The organism is Streptomyces sp. NPDC088730 (genome assembly GCF_044751215.1).
Taxonomy (GTDB): Bacteria; Actinomycetota; Actinomycetes; order Streptomycetales; family Streptomycetaceae; genus Streptomyces.
The window spans coordinates 252,952-269,207 of sequence record NZ_JBIVLK010000005.1 but is presented as its reverse complement, the minus strand read 5'-3'; the positions used below and the strand labels follow the sequence as shown (position 1 = coordinate 269,207).

The following is a 16,256-nucleotide window of genomic DNA, read 5'->3' as shown; positions in this document are numbered from 1 at the left end:
CCAGCGGGATCAGTCGTCAATGACTTCAGTCCGCACTGGCATCAGCGGGCAATGATGTGAGAATATCAGTGCATGCTGACTTCAGTCGATCCTGATCTGATCCGGGTGCTGGGCGATCCGCTCCGCCTCCGGATCGTGACCCTGCTGGCCCGCGAGACGCTCTGCACGACGCACCTGGTCGAGGAGACCGGGGCGAAGCAGACCAACCTGTCCAACCACATGAAGGTCCTGCGCGACGCGGGCGTGGTGGAGACCGAGCCCTGCGGCCGCTTCACCTACTACAAGCTCAAGCCCGAGGTCCTGGCCGGGCTCTCCGAGCAGTTCGCCGCACTGGCCGACTCCGCCCGGACCGCTTCCGGGAACAAGAGGGCCTGTCCGTGACCTCCGCCGGGCCCACCGCCTCCCCCGCTCCGGCCGGCGGTGGGGACGCCTCGATCGTCAAGAAGCTCTCCACCCTCGACCGCTTTCTCGCGGTGTGGATCCTGCTCGCCATGGCCGTCGGCCTGGGGCTGGGGCGGCTGATCCCCGGGATGAACGACGCGCTGGCGAAGACCGAGGCCGGCGGCATCTCGCTGCCGATCGCGCTCGGCCTGCTGGTCATGATGTATCCGGTCCTCGCCAAGGTCCGCTACGACAGGCTCGACACCGTCACCGGCGATCGCAGGCTGATGGTGTCCTCACTGGTCATCAACTGGCTCGTCGGGCCCGCCGTCATGTTCGCCCTGGCGTGGATCTTCCTGCCGGACCTGCCCGAGTACCGCACCGGCCTGATCATCGTCGGCCTCGCCCGCTGCATCGCCATGGTCATCATCTGGAACGACCTCGCCTGCGGCGACCGTGAGGCCGCCGCCGTCCTCGTCGCCCTCAACTCGGTCTTCCAGGTGCTGGTCTTCGGCGTGCTGGGCTGGTTCTACCTCGACCTGCTTCCGCGGTGGCTGGGCCTCGGCGACGGCCAGGGCCTCGACGTCCCCGTATGGCACATCGCCCTCAACGTCATCGTCTTCCTCGGCGTCCCGCTGCTCGCCGGCTTCCTCACCCGCCGCATCGGCGAGAAGAGGATGGGCCGCCAGTCCTACGAGGCGAAGTTCCTGCCGAGGCTCGGCCCCTGGGCGCTGTACGGGCTGCTGTTCACGATCATCATCCTGTTCGCCCTGCAGGGGAAGACGATCACCTCGCAGCCGCTGGACGTCGTACGGATCGCACTGCCCCTGCTGGTGTACTTCGCGGTCATGTTCTTCGGCTCCTTCCTGCTCGGCAAGGCACTCGGACTCGCCTACGACCGCACGGCGACACTGGCTTTCACGGCGGCGGGCAACAACTTCGAGCTGGCCATCGCCGTCGCCATCGCCACCTTCGGCGTCACCTCCGGCCAGGCGCTCTCCGGTGTCGTCGGCCCGCTCATCGAGGTCCCCGTCCTGATCGGGCTGGTGTACGTGGCACTGGCCTGGCGCGGGAAGTTCGCCCACGCGGCACTCTCCACCCCGGAAGGGAATGCCTGATGCACTGCCTCGACTGCCGCACCGGGGGAACGAACAGCCCCACCGTCGGCATCTGCCGGGCCTGCGGAGCGGGGGTCCGCGCGGCACACGCCCGCATCGCGCCCCGAACCGTGCGCCGGGGCAGCCCCCTGGGAGCCCCCGGCGAGGCCGGGGCGCGCAGGGTGCCGTGCCCATGCGCCGTGGCCGAGGCACCGGGCGCGGCGGTACTGGCGCCGTGACCGGGCAGCCGGACGTGCTGGTGATCGGCGGCGGGCAGGCCGGGCTCGCCATCGGGTACCACCTGCGCCGCAGGAGGCTGGACCTCGCGATCCTGGACGCGCAGGACGCGCCCGGCGGGGCCTGGCGGCACACCTGGGACTCGCTGCACCTGTTCTCCCCGGCGGCGTACTCGTCACTGCCCGGCCGGCTCATGCCGACCCAGCCGGGCCGGGAGTACCCGGACGCCGGGCACGTCGTGGAGTACCTGAACGACTACGAACAGCGCTACGAACTGCCCGTTCACCGCCCGGTCCGGGTCCGGCGGGTACACCGGGACGGCGATCGGCTGCGGGTCGAGACGGACAAGGGCATCTGGTCCGCGCGGGCGGTCGTCTCGGCGACCGGCACCTGGTGGCGTCCCTTCCTGCCCGCCACCCCCGGCCGGCACGTCTTCGCCGGGCGCCAGCTGCACACCACCGGCTACCGGCGGCCGTCCGACTTCGCCGGGCAGCGGGTCGTCGTGGTAGGCGGCGGGAACTCCGGCGCGCAGATCGCCGCCGACCTCGCCACCCACGACGGCGTCGACCTGACCTGGGTCACCCGGCGCCCACCACGCTTCCTCGCCGACGACATCGACGGCCGAGCCCTGTTCGACGCCGCGACCGCCCGGCGCCGCGCCCTGGACGAAGGACGCACCGACACCGGCGGCGTCACCTCCCTGGGAGACATCGTCGCCGTCCCGCCCGTCCGCGGGGCACGGGACACCGGACTGCTCAAAGCCTCCCCGATGTTCACCCGGCTCACCGCCGGCGGCATCGAGTGGGCGGACGGCACACGGGCCGCGGCCGACGCCGTGATCTGGTGCACCGGCTTCCGGCCGGCCCTGTCCCACCTCGCCCCGCTGGGACTTCGCGGATCACGCGGCCACATCCCCACGCACGGCACGCGGGCGACCGGGGAACCCCGCCTGCACCTGCTCGGCTACGGCGACTGGACCGGCCCCGCCTCCGCCACCCTGATCGGCGTCGGCCGCCCGGCCCGCGACGCGGCCGCAGAGATCGCCGGACTCCTCAGCCGCTGAGGGCGGCCGGCAGTCGGGCAGGGGCTTGGAGGAGAAGCCGTGCCGGAGCCCCGTCCCGGCGGACCGGAGCCCCGGCACGGCGGTGGCGATGCCGCCACGATGCCCCCAGCGCGTCTCCGCGTCTCCGCGCTCCAGGCATACCTGGCGCGCTGCCGCCCTCCCGTCCGCGCGGGCCGGCCCGCAGACGCGAGACGGAGGTCAGGTGCGCAGGTCGAGCATGGCGGACATGGCCGCCACGACGGGCGGGGCGACCTTGTAGTAGACCCAGGTCCCGCGCCGCTCCGAGGTCAGCAGGCCGGCCTCGCGCAGCTTCTTGAGGTGGTGGGAGACGGTCGGCTGGGAGACGCCGACGTCGGAGATGTCGCACACGCACGCCTCGCCACCCGCATGCGAGGCGACCTTGGAGAACAGGCGCAACCGCACCGGGTCGGACAGCGCCTTGAACATCACGGCCATCTTCTCCGATTCGGCCTGCGACAGCTCGCCCGCGGTGATCGGCGGGCAGCACGGCGCCACCGTTCCGGCGTCCAGTGGCGGCAGCTCCACCATCCCTGAATTCGACATGTGTCTATGTTGACACTCGTCGATACCCAGTGGCAAGCTCCGAATATCGACAGCAATCGAAACAGCGGCCCGGAACGGTCGCCCGTCCCGGAGGACATCACCGCCATGAGCACCACAGCAGACCTTCCGGTCGTCGTCATCGGCGCCGGCCCCGCCGGGCTGGCGGCCGCCGCCCATCTCGTCGAGCGCGGGATCGAGCCCCTGGTCCTGGAGGCCGGGCCCACCGCCGCCACCGCGGTGCGCGGCTGGTCGCACGTGCGGCTGTTCTCGACCTGGAGCGAGCTCGTCGACCCGGCCGCCGAGAGGCTCCTGGCGCCGACCGGCTGGGCCAGGCCCGATGCGGACACCTTCCCCACCGGCGGGGAGTGGGCGAAGCGGTACCTCCAGCCGCTCGCCGATGCGCTCGGGGAGAAGGTCCGCTACGGCGCCACCGTCACCGGCCTCTCACGCCTCGGCCGGGACCGGATCGTCGACGCCGACCGCGAGCGGCAGCCCTTCACCATCCGGGTCACGCGCGCCGGCGGCGCCGAGGAGCGGATCCTGGGCCGGGCCGTGATCGACGCCTCCGGCACCTGGTCCACCCCCGCCCCGATCAGCGCCGACGGGCTGCCCGCCCTCGGCGAACACGCCGCCTCCGCCCGCGTCTCCTACCGCATCCCCGACCTCAAGGACCCGGCCGTCCGCGCCCGTTACGCCGGGAAGCGCACGGCGGTCATCGGTTCCGGGGCCTCCGCGTTCACCACCCTGGCCGCCCTCGCCGACGTGGCGAAGGACGAGCCCGGCACCCACGCGGTGTGGATCCTGCGCCGCGCCCTCAGCGGCTCCACCTTCGGTGGCGGCTCGGCCGACAAGCTCCCCGCACGTGGCGCCCTGGGGCTGGCCGCCAAGGCCGCCGTCGACGACGGATACGCCGAAGCCGTCACCGGCTTCCGCACCGAGGCCGTCGAGCCCGCCGACGGCCGACTGGTGCTGGCCGGCGAGGACGGACGGCGCCTCGAACCGGTGGACGAAGTCATCGTCCTGACGGGCCTGCGCCCCGACCTGTCGTTCCTGTCCGAGCTCCGGCTCGCCCTGGACGAGCGCCTGCAGGCACCGGTGGCGCTTGCCCCGCTCATCGACCCGAACCAGCACTCCTGCGGCACCGTCTACCCGCACGGCCACCGCGAGCTGTCCCACCCCGAACAGGGCGTCTACCTCGTCGGCATGAAGTCCTACGGCCGCGCCCCCACCTTCCTCGCCATGACCGGCTACGAGCAGGCCCGCTCCGTCACCGCGGCCCTCGCCGGCGACACCGAGGCCGCCGACCGCGTCGAACTCACCCTTCCCGAGACCGGGGTCTGCGGCGGGGCCGGACTCTTCGACGAACCGGCCGCGCCCCAGGGCGACGAAGGGGGCTGCCGCACGCCGGCCCCCGCCCTTGTACGGACCGGCCCCGGCGCCTCCCGGCCGGTGGCGGTCACCGAGGACACCGGGTCCGGCGGCTGCTGCGGATCCTGAACCCCGGCCGGCACTGCCGACACTGCCGGCACCGGGGTCCACCGGCACAACGGCAGCGCGTCCGCGCACGGACCGCGCGGCGCCATGACCGCCGGCTCCCCGAGGGGGCGCCGCGGATTCAATTCCCGCCGGGCGCAGGCGGCAAGAGCACCTACGGATCTCCGTAGGTGCTCTTCGGGAACGGGACGCGGGCCCGGCCGACTCAGCCCGTCACGTACTGCCGGATCGCCGTCGGCGCGTGGCCGGGCTCCGACGCGATGTCCTCGAACTCGTTCACCGACGCGATGTCCGTACCGCTCATCGAGATGTTCGTGATCCGCTCCAGGATCGCCTCGACGACCACCGGCACCCGGAACTCCGCCGCCAGCTTCTTCGCCTCCTCGAAGGCCGGCAGCAGCTGGTCCGGCTCGGTGACCCGGATCGCCTTGCAGCCCAGCCCCTCGACGACCTTGACGTGGTCCACGCCATAGGCGCCCAGCTCGGGCGAGTTGATGTTCTCGAACTCCAGGTTGACCTGGAAGTCGATGTCGAAGTTGCGCTGCGCCTGGCGGATCAGCCCCAGGTAGGAGTTGTTCACCAGGACGTGCACGTAGGGGATGTTGTGCTGCGCGCCGACCGCGAGCTCCTCCAGCATGAACTGGAAGTCGTAGTCGCCGGAGAGCGCCACGACGGAGCCCTCGGGGTCGGCCGTCGCGACGCCCAGCGCGGCCGGGATGGTCCAGCCGAGCGGCCCCGCCTGGCCGCAGTTGATCCAGTGGCGCGGCCGGTAGACGTGCAGCATCTGCGCGCCCGCGATCTGGGAGAGGCCGATGGTGGTGACGTACCGGGTCTCGGGGCCGAACGCCCGGTTCATCTCCTCGTACACCCGCTGCGGCTTCAGCGGCACGTTGTCGAAGTGCGTACGGCGTTGCAGGGTCGCGCGCCGCTCCTGGGTGGACGCGGCCCACTGCGAGCGGTCCTTCAGCTTGCCGGCCGCCTTCAGCTCGCGGGCCACCTCGACGAACAGCTCCAGCGCCGCCCTGGCGTCGGAGGCGATGCCGAGGTCCGGGGCGAAGATCTTGCCCAGCTGGGTGGGTTCGATGTCGACGTGGACGAACGTACGGCCCTCGGTGTAGACGTCCAGCTTGCCGGTGTGGCGGTTGGCCCAGCGGTTGCCGACGCCGAGGACGAAGTCGGACTCCAGGAACGTCGCGTTGCCGTAGCGGTGCGAGGTCTGGAGGCCGACCATGCCGGCGTTCAGCTCGTGGTCGTCGGGGAGGATGCCCCAGCCCATCAGGGTCGGGACGACCGGGACGCCGGTCAGCTCGGCGAACTCCACCAGCAGTCCGGACGCGTCGGCGTTGATGATGCCGCCGCCCGCGACGAGCAGCGGGCGCTCGGATTCGTTCAGCATCTCCAGCGCACGCTCGATCTGCTTGCGGCTCGCGGCGGGCTTGTGCACCGGCAGCGGCTCGTAGAGGTCGGGGTCGAACTCGATCTCGGTGAGCTGCACGTCGATCGGCAGGTCGATGAGGACCGGACCGGGCCGCCCGGTCCGCATCAGGTGGAAGGCCTGCTGGAAGACGCCGGGGACCTGCGCGGCCTCCAGGACGGTGGTGGCCGCCTTGGTGACCGGCCTGGCGATCGAAGCGATGTCGACGGCCTGGAAGTCCTCCTTGTGGAGGACGGCGGTCGGGGCCTGGCCGGTGATGCACAGGATCGGGATCGAGTCGGCGATGGCGGAGTAGAGGCCGGTGATCATGTCGGTGCCGGCGGGTCCCGACGTACCGATGCAGACGCCGATGTTCCCCGGGCGGGCGCGGGTGTAGCCCTCCGCCATGTGGGAGGCGCCCTCGACGTGGCGGGCGAGCGTGTGATGAACCCCGCCGGAGGCCTTGAGGGCCGCGTAGAAGGGGTTGATCGCCGCGCCCGGCACACCGAACGCGTTGCTGACGCCTTCGCGCTTGAGGATCTCAACTGCCGCTCGGGCAGCGGTCATTCGAGGCATTGAGTGCTCCTGCTCGGACCTGGGCGGAGTCGGGCTCTGTCGCGCCACCTGAGAGCACCAATTCCGTATTACGGAAGTTTGATTCTGCTATACGGAAGCAAATCTAAAGTGCCCCCGGACGGCCGTCAAGGGAGGCGGCCCGCGCGGGCCGGCCGGAGTGTTTGCCCGAAGTGGCTCAACTCCCTCCCCCGGACCTCGCTCTTGGTGGAGCATGGGGGTACGGAGCGGAGCCGGACCGGGATCCCGGCCGCCGCGGCCCGTGGGGCGAGGGAGGCCATCGTGGAGTCAGTGCCGTTACGGTGCCCGGCCTGCCGCCGCGACCACGTGTACGTCACGGCCGCCTACCCCTGCCCGTGCGGCGCCCCGACCGCCCCGCCGCTGCTGCGCGGCGCCCCCGTCACGGCGATCACCCATCGCACCTGGAACGACGACTGGGTGACGGTGCGCTGCCGCGCCTGCGGCCGGCACGACCAGTGGCCGCAGCCCGAGCTGTGCTGCCCGTGCGGTGCGGTGCTCCGGATACCGGTCCGCCCGGTGGCGTCCCCGGGCCGCGGGCCGGACGACCGCCCCCAGCGGGCGGACCGGCCGGTGCGGCCGTCCCACATCCCGCTGCCGCGTACGGCCTCCGCGCCCAGACCGGCGTTCCGGCCGCTGACGATCCGGACCGCCCGCGACGCGGTCGGCGCCGCCGCGCTGTACCTGAAGTGGCTCGGCTACCGCGAGGTCGTCCAGCCCGCCGAGCGCCCCTCGTCCCGGATCGACCTGCGGGCGACGGGGCTGATCGCGCAGGTCGACTCCACCACCAGGACGACCGCGCTGCGCGATGTCGAATGCCTGTGGCTCAACGCGCTGAACACCTCGGTCTCCGCGGTGTTCTTCTCGCTCGCCGGATACGCGCCGGACGCCCGGGAGCGCGCGGACGGGCTGGCCATCCCGCTCTTCGTCATGGACCTCACCGGGACCCCGCAGCCGGTGAACAGCCCGGCGGACGAACTCGTCAGCACGGGCGCCTGAGCCCCCTCCCCATACCGCCCGGCGGGCCGCTCGCCCCATACTTGGGTGATGCGCATCCGCCCCGCCCGCCGCCCGGATCTCCCGCTGCTCCAGGACATCGAGCGCGCCGCCGGAGAGCCCTTCCGCACCGTCGGCATGTCCGGCGTGGCCGACGACGAGCCGCCGTCCCTGGACGTCCTGGACGAGTACCGCCGGGCCGGCCGGGCCTGGGTGACCGTCGGGGCCGACGACCGGCCGCTGGGCTACCTCGTCGCGGATCCGGTCGACGGCGCCGCCCATATCGAGCAGGTCTCGGTCCACCCGGCGGCCGCCCGGCGCGGACTGGGCGGCGGGCTCATCGGCCACACGGAACGCTGGGCGGCGGCCGAGGGCCTGGCCGCGCTCACCCTCACCACGTTCTCCCACGTCCCGTGGAACGCGCCGTACTACGCGCGACTCGGCTTCCGCGTGCTGACGGGTGCCGAACTCACCGACGGGCTGCGCAAGATCCGGGCCGAGGAGGCGGAGCACGGACTGGACCGGTGGCCGCGGGTCTGCATGCGCCGCGACGTGCCGCACCTCACAGAAACCAACCGGCCACAGTGAGTGCTATCGGTCACGTTCGGGCCAGGGGCCACAGATGTTCGGTCGGTTGTCGGTGGCGGGCCTTACAGTGGTGCGCATGGCCTTAACTCCACGACGTTCCCAACCCAATGCGCCGGCGCACGCCCCGCGGCCCGCAGCCCTCGCCCAGCCGAACCACCCCGCCGCCGTCGAGGCGAACGAGGCGATCCGCGCGCTCGTCGACGCCCGCGCCGGGCAGGACTGGTCATCCGTGGAGTCCGCCGCGTACGAGGTACTCCTGATCGAGTGGGCGGCCGCCACCCGGACCACCGCCACGGGCGACATCATCGAAGCCGCGTGACGGCGCCCGGTCCCTACCGGCCGTAGTTCTCCCGCAGTTCGATCTTCCGGACCTTCCCACTGACCGTCATCGGGAAGGCTTCGAGGATCTCCAGCAGGCGCGGCACCTTGTAGTGCGCCAGCTGTCCGCGGCAGAACGCCGCCACGTCCTCCAGGGCCGGCGGGTCCGCCGGGTCCACGGGAATGACGCAGGCCAGGATCTCCTCGCCGTACCGCTCGTCCGGCACCCCCACGACCTGCACATCCGCGATCTTCGGGTGTCCGTAGAGGAATTCCTCGATCTCGCGCGGATAGACGTTCTCCCCGCCGCGGATGATCATGTCCTTGATCCGGCCGACGATCTGTACGTAGCCGTCCTCACGCATCACCGCCAGGTCCCCGGTGTGCATCCAGCGCCCCGCGTCGATCACTTCGGCGGTCCGCTCGGGCTGGTCCCAGTAGCCGAGCATCACGCTGTAGCCGCGGGTGCAGAGTTCGCCCGAGACACCGCGCTCCAGCGTCACGCCCGTCGCCGGGTCGATGACCTTGACCTCGATGTGGGGCATCACGCGGCCGACGGTGCCGGTGCGGCGCTCCAGGTCGTCGTCGCGGCGGGTCTGGAGGGAGACCGGCGAGGTCTCCGTCATCCCGTAGCAGATGGACACCTCGTCCATGTGCATCTCCGCGACGACCCGCTTCATCACCTCGACCGGGCAGGGTGATCCGGCCATGATGCCGGTGCGCAGCGAGGAGAGGTCGTACGAGGCGAAGCCGGGGAGGTTGAGCTCCGCGATGAACATCGTGGGGACGCCGTAGAGCGAGGTGCAGCGCTCCTGCTGGACCGCGGCGAGCACGGCGGCGGGCTCGAAGGCGGGGGCCGGGATCACGATGCAGGCGCCGTGCGAGGTGGCGCCGAGGTTGCCCATGACCATGCCGAAGCAGTGGTAGAAGGGCACCGGCAGGCAGACCCGGTCCTGTTCGGTGTAGGCGACCAGCTCCCCCACGAAGTAGCCGTTGTTGAGGATGTTGTGGTGGGAGAGGGTGGCCCCCTTGGGGAAGCCCGTGGTGCCGGAGGTGTACTGGATGTTGATCGGGTCGTCACAGGACAACTCCGCTTCGCGTGCCGCGAGTTGTCCGGGCGTCACCGATCCGGCGGCCGACATCAGCTCGTCCCAGCTGGGGTCCCCGATGTAGTGCACGGCGCGCAGCGCGGGGCAGTTCGGGCGGACCTCCTCGACCAGCGCGCGGTAGTCGCTGGTGCGGTGCGCGAGTGTGGCGGCCAGCAGCGAGATGCCGGCCTGTTTCAGCACGTACTCCAGCTCGTGCGCCCGGTACGCGGGGTTGATGTTGACCATGACGGCGCCGATGCGGGCGGTGGCGTACTGGACGAGCACCCACTCGGGGCAGTTGAGCGCCCAGATGCCGACCCGGTCGCCCTTGGCCACCCCCGACGCCATCAGGGCGCGGGCCAGCTCCTCGACGTCCCTGCCGAATTCGGCGTACGTCCAGCGCCGCCCGGAGGCCACGTCGACCAGCGCCTCACGCTCGCCGTACGCGTCGATCGTCCGGTCGAGGCCGCGTCCGATGGTGTCGCCCAGCAGGGCGGTGGCGCCGGTGCCGTGCGCGTAGGACAGTCCGGTCATGCCAGGTCCCCCTCGGCGTACTCGGCGCCGGTGCCCCGGGCCGTGGCCTCACGCAGCTCGATCCGGCGGATCTTGCCGGAGACGGTCTTGGGCAGCTCGGCGAACTCCAGCCGGCGGATCCGCTTGTACGGGGCGAGGACGGCGCGCGAGTGGGCGAAGAGCACCTTGGCCGTGTCGGGTCCGGGCTCCCAGCCCTCGGCGAGTACGACGTACGCCTTCGGAACGGCGAGCCGGAGCGGGTCGGGGGCAGGTACGACCGCCGCCTCCGCGACGGCCTCGTGCTCCAGCAGGGCGCTCTCCAGCTCGAACGGCGAGATCTTGTAGTCGGAGGCCTTGAAGACGTCGTCCGCGCGGCCGACGTAGGTGATGTAGCCGTCCTCGTCGCGGGAGCCGATGTCCCCGGTCCGGTAGTAGCCGCCCGCCATGGCCTCCGCGGTGCGGTCCGGGTCGCCGTGGTAGCCGGTCATCAGGCCGACCGGGTGGGCCGACAGATCGAGGGAGATCTCGCCCTCGACGGCGCCGGGCTCCCCGCTGACCGGGTCCAGCAGCACCACCTCGAAGCCGGGGCTCGGGCGCCCCATCGAGCCGGCCTTCAGCTTCTGGCCGGGGGTGTTGGCGACCTGGACGGCCGTCTCCGTCTGCCCGAACCCGTCCCGGATGGTGACGCCCCACGCGCGCCGGACCGACTCGATGACCTCGGGGTTGAGCGGTTCGCCCGCCGCGACGACCTCGCGGGGCGGGGTCTTCAGCTGGGAGAGGTCGGCCTGGATGAGCATCCGCCAGACGGTGGGCGGCGCGCAGAAGCTGGTGATCCCCGAGCGGTCCATCTCGGCCATCAGCCGGGCCGCGTCGAAGCGGGTGTAGTTGAAGATGAAGACGGTCGCCTCGGCGGTCCACGGCGCGAAGAGGTTGGACCAGGCGTGCTTGGCCCAGCCGGGCGAGGAGATGTTGAGGTGGACGTCGCCTGGCTTGAGCCCGATCCAGTACATCGTCGAGAGGTGGCCCACGGGGTAGGACACATGGGTGTGCTCGACGAGCTTCGGGCTGGCGGTCGTGCCCGAGGTGAAGTAGAGCATCAGCGGTTCGTCGGCGTCGGTCTCCCGGTCCGCCGTGAAGGTCTCCGGCTGCTGGTCGGCCCCGGTGTAGGAGAGCCAGCCCTCGGTGTCCGCGCCGACGACGATCCGGCTGTAGCGGCCGGGCACCTCGTCGAACTTGGCGGTGTCGGCGTCCCGGACCAGCACATGGCGGACCCGTCCGCGCTCGACCCGGTCACGCAGGTCGGCCGGGCCCAGCAGCGGGGTCGCGGGGATGACGACGGCGCGCAGCTTCATGGCGGCCAGCGCGGTCTCCCACAGCTCCACCTGGTTGCCGAGCATCACGAGGATGCGGTCGCCCTCCCGGACGCCCTGGGCGCGCAGCCAGTTCGCGGCCTGGTTGGAGCGGGCGGACATCCTGGCGAAGGACATCTCGGTGCGCCCGCCGTCCTCCTCCACGATGTGCAGGGCGGTGCGGTCGTTGTCCTGGGCGATGACGTCGAACCAGTCCAGCGCCCAGTTGAAGTGGTCGCTGCGCGGCCAGCGGAAGCCCTCGTAGGCCGCGCTGTAGTCCTCGCGGTGTCGCAGCAGGAAGTCCCGGGCGGCCCGGAACGTCTCCGTCGCGCTGGTTGCCGACATGTGCCCTCCTCATTGCGGACCGGACCGGTCACTTAACATCATGTAAACAGTGACCCAGGTCTCACCACCCCCGAACGGGGGTACGGGGGCGCGGAAGGACGATGCCGCGTCCCCCGGAGCCGGGCAGAGAGGCGGCATCGTGCCGGAATCCGTCGATGCGGTGGAGATGCAGGCCGCGCTGTTGCGGCTGCGCCGGACGAGCGGGTTGCCCGTGGCCTTCGGCGGGCTGCTCTCCGACACCCGTCATGCCAGGATCGCCGAGCTGAACGGGGCGCACACCGCGGCGCTGCGCGGGCTGGTGATCTCGGCCGGCAGCGGTCTGGGCGGCAAGGCGATCGCCCTGTCCCGGCCCTGCGCGGTGACCGACTACCACTCCTCGCGCCACATCAGCCACGAGTACGACGTGGCCGTGGCGGCGGAGGGCCTGCGCTCGGTCGTCGCGGTGCCCGTCGTGGTACGGCGCAAGGTGCGCGGGGTGCTGTACGGGGCGCTGCGCGAGCCCCTCACCCTCGGGGACCGCACGTTCGACGCGGCGGTGGCGGCGGCGCGCGACGTGGAGCAGGCGCTGGCCGTCCGGGACGAGGTGCAGCAGCTGCTCGCCGTCACCCGCGAGGAGGTGACCGATCCGCGGGCCGCGCCGGAGGCCTGGGAGGACGTCAGATCGGCACACCGGGAACTGCGCGCCCTGGTACCGAAGGTGCTCGACCCGGCGCTGCGGGACGAGCTGATCGCGGTGTGCGGGCGGCTCGCCTCCGCGGCCGGTGCGCGGGTGCCGAAGGCCGCCCCGGAGGTGCAGCTGGCGCCCCGAGAGCTCGACGTCCTGGCCTGCGTCGCGGCGGGTGCGACGAACGCGGTGGCGGCGGGCCGGCTCGGGCTGCGCCCGGAGACGGTGAAGGGGTATCTGCGCTCCGCGATGCGCAAGCTCGGTGCGCACACCCGGCTGGAGGCGGTCGTCGCGGCCCGGCGTGCGGGGCTGCTGCCGTAACCGGCCCGCGCCCGCACGCGCGGGTGCCGCGTGGCTGTTCTGGAACTGGAAGACGAGCGCGATGGCCCGCGCCCGCACGCGCGGGTGCCGCACATCGGACAGCGGCCGGGGGGCAACCCCGACTGGCCCGCGGCCGAACGCGCCGGTGCCGCGTTGGTCAGCGGTGACGCTGCCCCCGTCACCCGGGCCCGCGCCCGCACGCGCCCCCCGCACTCGCACATCGCTGAGGCGCCGGCCGCTACGCTCGCCGCCGCCCGCACGCGCCCGTCGCGCTCGCCTCATTCACCGAAGTCGATGAACCGGGCGAACCTGATGTCGTAGCCGCTGCCGTCCGTGGTCGCCTCCGTCATCACGGAGAGCAGCGCGACCGCCTCCTCGGCGACGGCTTCGCGCCCCGCCGCACCGAGCGGGCGCAGCTCCTGCACGGTGATGGTGGCCGGTGCGCCGCCCCGGCCGGTGTCCAGCCGCCACAGGGCCGCGAGGAAGCCGTCGGACAGCACGCTCCCGTAGCTCTGGTTCCCCACCCCGTTGCGCCCCTTGAACCGGGGCGGGACGATCCGGGTGCGGTCCGCGTGGCCGAGCAGCACGTTGTCGAACTCGGGCAGGAAGCGCGGCGGGGCGGGGGTGTCCTCGGCGGGGCGCGGGGCGTCGGGCAGGTCGAACAGCTCGACGCCGTTCTCGTCCCGGAAGGTGACCAGCCGGGGACGGAGCCGGTCGAAGACCTCCGCCAGCCGGGTCAGCCCGGCCCAGGACTGCATGTCCCGCACCGACGCCGGGCCGAACGCGCCGAGGTAGCGGAGCACGGTGGCATCGGGCGCCGGGGCCGGCTCCGCGGGCCGGGCGAGCCAGTGCTCGACGGTGGTCAGCGCCACCCGGCCGCTCCTGCCCCACACCCCGCGCGGGGTCACCTGGACCAGCGGCAGCAGACAGCGGGCCGCCGTGCTCAGGGCCTGCGGATCGGCGTCCGGCCATTCGGTGAGCAGCCGCCCGCGGATCTCCTTCGGGGTGCGGGGCGCCTCCTCGACGTACTCCCGGCTGATGTCCCGGAGCCGGTCCAGGTCCACGCCCACGAGCCGGTTCCGGAAGATCCGCAGCTCCCGGTCGCGGGCCTCCTGGACGAGGGGGCGCAGGGTGAGGGCGTCATCCGCGGTGTGGGTGTGGATGGTGGAGCGCAGGGTGACGATGCGGACGACCTCGCGGGACTCCATCAGCGCGGCGAGTCCGGCCGGGTCGAAGCCCTTCAGCCGGGCCAACAGCTGGTAGTAGGGCGGCCCGGGGTTCTGCGCCTGGAGACCGACCAGGTGCCGGATCGCTTCCCCGGCCGTCATCTCGGCGCGGCGGAGCAGCAGTTGGCGTTCCAGCGTCGCGCGCCCCAGTGCCCGCGGCGAGAGCACCGCGGGGGCCGGGGCGGAGGTCTTCTTCTTCTCGGCCATGGCGGCACGGTACGCGGCCATGGGGACGGACTCGCGTCCCGGTGGCCGCACCCTCTCGCGGCCCTTCGCGCGTCCGCCGGGCGCGGGTCCCGGGTACGGGCGCCGTCCGGCCGCATCATGGACCGGTGATCAGTGTCCTCTTCGCCGTCCTGACCGCGCTCAGCAACGGGGCCGCCTCCGTCCTCCAGCGCCGCGCCGCCCTCAATGTGCCCGACCGGGCGGCGATGCGAGTGTCGCTGATCGGCCATCTGCTGCGGCAGAAGGTGTGGCTCGCGGGGATCGCTCTGGTGATCGTCGCGGCCGTCTGCCAGGCCGTCGCGCTGGCGACCGGGCCGATCGCCGTGGTCCAGCCGATCTTCGTGATCGAGCTGCCGGCGACCCTGCTGCTCGCGGGGTTCGTGATGCGGGTGCGGGTGCCCCGGCCGGTCTGGCTCGGGGCGGCCGCCGTGACGGCGGGTCTGGCCCTCGGCATGGCGTCGGCCGCTCCGGGAGGCGGGAGCGAGACGGTGCGCGGGGCGGCGTGGGTTCCGGCGCTGATCCTCACCGGCCTCTTCGAGGCGGCGCTGATCGCGGGGGCGCGGGCCACCCGGGGCAACTCCCGGGCCGCGCTGCTCGGCCTGGCCGCCGCCTGCGGGTACGCGCTCACCGCAGCCCTGATGAAGGACGCCATGGCGCGGCTCAGTGAGGGCGACGGGGTGGTGGTGCTCCTTGAGTCCTGGCAGCTCTACGCCACGGCCGCGGCGGGCGTCGGAGCCCTGTTCCTGCTCCAGAACGCGCTCCAGGCGGGCACCCTGGTCGCGGTGCAGCCATGCCTGACGCTGGGCGACGCCCTGATCAGCGTCCTGTACGGGGTGACGCTGTTCGGCGAGGAGCTGCACACCGGCTGGTGGGTGCTCCCGGAGCTGCTGGCCCTGGTCCTGATCACGGCGGGCTGTGTCGAACTGGCGCGGTCACCGCTGGCGGCGGGAAACGCGGCGTCCCCGTCCCGCGTGCGCCGGGTGGACTGAACACCACCGCGCATGCGGGACGGGGACGCCGTCCTCCAGGAACACGCCCCGGCTGCCCGCCGGTTACTTGCTCACGGCGAAACGCATCAGGGCCTGCTCGGTGCCCTGCTTGATCTTCCCCGTCTCGTTGATCACCTCAAGCTTCCAGCTCCCGCCGACGCGCATCGCCTTGGCCACGGCGCAGCCGTTGTCGTTGCTGAGCAGGCTCGGCCAGATGTCGGCGACCTGCTGGCTGCTGCCGCCCGTCGCGTCGTACACCTTGAAGCTGATGTTGCGCGCGTTCTGGAAGGAGCTGCCCTTCTTGTACGCGGCGGCGATGAAGACGATGGACGTGATGTTCGTCGGCACCCGGGCGAAGTCGACGGTCACCGTCTCGTCGTCACCGTCGCCCTTTCCGGTCTGGTTGTCACCGCTGTGCACCAGCGAGCCGTTGCCCAGCGGGTCCAGGGAGTCCAGACCGGCCAGCCGGACCGGGTCCGCGCCCTGCATCGCGATGGCGATGAGGTCGAGGTCGGTGCCCTTCTTCTGGCGAAGCTTCCCCATCAGCCCGCCACTGCTGCCCACAGTGGGGTCCCAGGACACTCCGATGGACAGGTGGGTCACCCCGTCCAGATCCGCCGGGCCGTCTTCCTTGTTCAACGTGATCATGCGTGATCCTCTTCGTGGCGAGATTCCTACAGGTCGAGTGTGCCTGGTGTCTCCCCCGCGCATCCCACCAGGGGCAAAATTTCGACCAAGTGTTTGACGCCTGAAGGCGGATTGTCCTGCGTCGGCAGGATGTCACCGGACATGA

15 protein-coding genes are annotated in these 16,256 nt (G+C 72.1%); 9 read left to right on the top strand and 6 right to left on the bottom strand.

The genetic code is table 11. The features are described 5' to 3' along the window. Positions 1–72: 72 nt before the first annotated feature. The 3 genes from ACIP89_RS18640 to ACIP89_RS18630 all read left to right on the top strand — a co-directional run bounded on the left by ACIP89_RS18640 (position 73) and on the right by ACIP89_RS18630 (position 2,778). Positions 73–381, top strand: coding sequence for an ArsR/SmtB family transcription factor (locus ACIP89_RS18640; protein ID WP_401930121.1), 309 nt, complete (start codon positions 73–75; stop codon positions 379–381). Next, a complete protein-coding gene (arsB, locus tag ACIP89_RS18635) occupies positions 378–1,499 on the top strand; it encodes an ACR3 family arsenite efflux transporter (RefSeq protein WP_402115732.1) in 1,122 nt (373 codons plus the stop codon). The genes ACIP89_RS18640 and arsB overlap by 4 nt, the downstream gene beginning before the upstream one ends. A 214-nt stretch (positions 1,500–1,713) precedes the next feature. Further along, the gene (locus ACIP89_RS18630; protein WP_402115731.1) at positions 1,714–2,778 is read left to right on the top strand and encodes an ArsO family NAD(P)H-dependent flavin-containing monooxygenase; all 1,065 of its coding nucleotides are present in this window, start codon (positions 1,714–1,716) and stop codon (positions 2,776–2,778) included. A gap of 198 nt (positions 2,779–2,976) precedes the next feature. On the opposite strand, the gene ACIP89_RS18625 is transcribed toward ACIP89_RS18630, so the two are convergent. Beyond that, entirely contained in the window at positions 2,977–3,342 is a 366-nt protein-coding gene (locus tag ACIP89_RS18625; RefSeq protein ID WP_402115729.1) for an ArsR/SmtB family transcription factor, read from the bottom strand. 105 nt (positions 3,343–3,447) lie between these two features. Here ACIP89_RS18625 and ACIP89_RS18620 point away from each other — a divergent pair, with 105 nt between their 5' ends. Beyond that, entirely contained in the window at positions 3,448–4,839 is a 1,392-nt protein-coding gene (locus ACIP89_RS18620) for an FAD-dependent oxidoreductase (protein WP_402115727.1), read from the top strand. Between the two features lie 202 nt (positions 4,840–5,041). Here ACIP89_RS18620 and gcl read toward each other — a convergent pair whose 3' ends face one another. Continuing rightward, the gene (gene gcl, locus ACIP89_RS18615) at positions 5,042–6,817 is read right to left on the bottom strand and encodes a glyoxylate carboligase (RefSeq protein ID WP_402115726.1); all 1,776 of its coding nucleotides are present in this window, start codon (positions 6,815–6,817) and stop codon (positions 5,042–5,044) included. A 288-nt stretch (positions 6,818–7,105) separates the two neighbouring features. Here gcl and ACIP89_RS18610 point away from each other — a divergent pair, with 288 nt between their 5' ends. The 3 genes from ACIP89_RS18610 (at position 7,106) to ACIP89_RS18600 (ending at position 8,744) form a co-directional block, all read left to right on the top strand. Continuing rightward, positions 7,106–7,840 carry a hypothetical protein gene (locus ACIP89_RS18610; RefSeq protein WP_401933332.1) on the top strand — a complete coding sequence of 245 codons (735 nt, stop codon included), beginning with the start codon at positions 7,106–7,108 and terminating at the stop codon, positions 7,838–7,840. Positions 7,841–7,888: 48 nt separating this feature from the next. Beyond that, complete coding sequence (locus ACIP89_RS18605; protein WP_401930135.1) at positions 7,889–8,425, top strand: GNAT family N-acetyltransferase; 537 nt, start codon at positions 7,889–7,891, stop codon at positions 8,423–8,425. Positions 8,426–8,501: 76 nt separating this feature from the next. After that, positions 8,502–8,744, top strand: coding sequence for a hypothetical protein (locus ACIP89_RS18600; RefSeq protein WP_402115723.1), 243 nt, complete (start codon positions 8,502–8,504; stop codon positions 8,742–8,744). Positions 8,745–8,757: 13 nt separating this feature from the next. On the opposite strand, the gene ACIP89_RS18595 is transcribed toward ACIP89_RS18600, so the two are convergent. Next, positions 8,758–10,365 (bottom strand): AMP-binding protein, encoded by a 1,608-nt coding sequence (locus ACIP89_RS18595; RefSeq protein WP_402115722.1) that lies wholly within the window; start codon positions 10,363–10,365, stop codon positions 8,758–8,760. Continuing rightward, positions 10,362–12,038 carry an AMP-binding protein gene (locus ACIP89_RS18590; protein WP_401930141.1) on the bottom strand — a complete coding sequence of 559 codons (1,677 nt, stop codon included), beginning with the start codon at positions 12,036–12,038 and terminating at the stop codon, positions 10,362–10,364. Before ACIP89_RS18590 ends, ACIP89_RS18595 begins: the two co-directional genes overlap by 4 nt. A 139-nt stretch (positions 12,039–12,177) precedes the next feature. Between ACIP89_RS18590 and ACIP89_RS18585 the strand changes: the two genes are divergently transcribed. Next, positions 12,178–13,023: a response regulator transcription factor gene (locus tag ACIP89_RS18585; RefSeq protein WP_401930143.1), complete on the top strand. Its 846-nt coding sequence runs from the start codon at positions 12,178–12,180 to the stop codon at positions 13,021–13,023. A gap of 278 nt (positions 13,024–13,301) precedes the next feature. Here ACIP89_RS18585 and ACIP89_RS18580 read toward each other — a convergent pair whose 3' ends face one another. Then, positions 13,302–14,456, bottom strand: coding sequence for a winged helix DNA-binding domain-containing protein (locus tag ACIP89_RS18580; RefSeq protein ID WP_401931099.1), 1,155 nt, complete (start codon positions 14,454–14,456; stop codon positions 13,302–13,304). Between the two features lie 125 nt (positions 14,457–14,581). On the opposite strand from ACIP89_RS18580, the gene ACIP89_RS18575 reads away from it, so the two are divergent. Then, a complete protein-coding gene (locus ACIP89_RS18575) occupies positions 14,582–15,463 on the top strand; it encodes a DMT family transporter (RefSeq protein WP_401930147.1) in 882 nt (293 codons plus the stop codon). A gap of 63 nt (positions 15,464–15,526) precedes the next feature. Here the strand turns inward: ACIP89_RS18575 and ACIP89_RS18570 are convergent, their stop codons facing one another. Further along, positions 15,527–16,111 carry a TerD family protein gene (locus ACIP89_RS18570; RefSeq protein WP_371775396.1) on the bottom strand — a complete coding sequence of 195 codons (585 nt, stop codon included), beginning with the start codon at positions 16,109–16,111 and terminating at the stop codon, positions 15,527–15,529. Positions 16,112–16,256 lie beyond the last annotated feature (145 nt).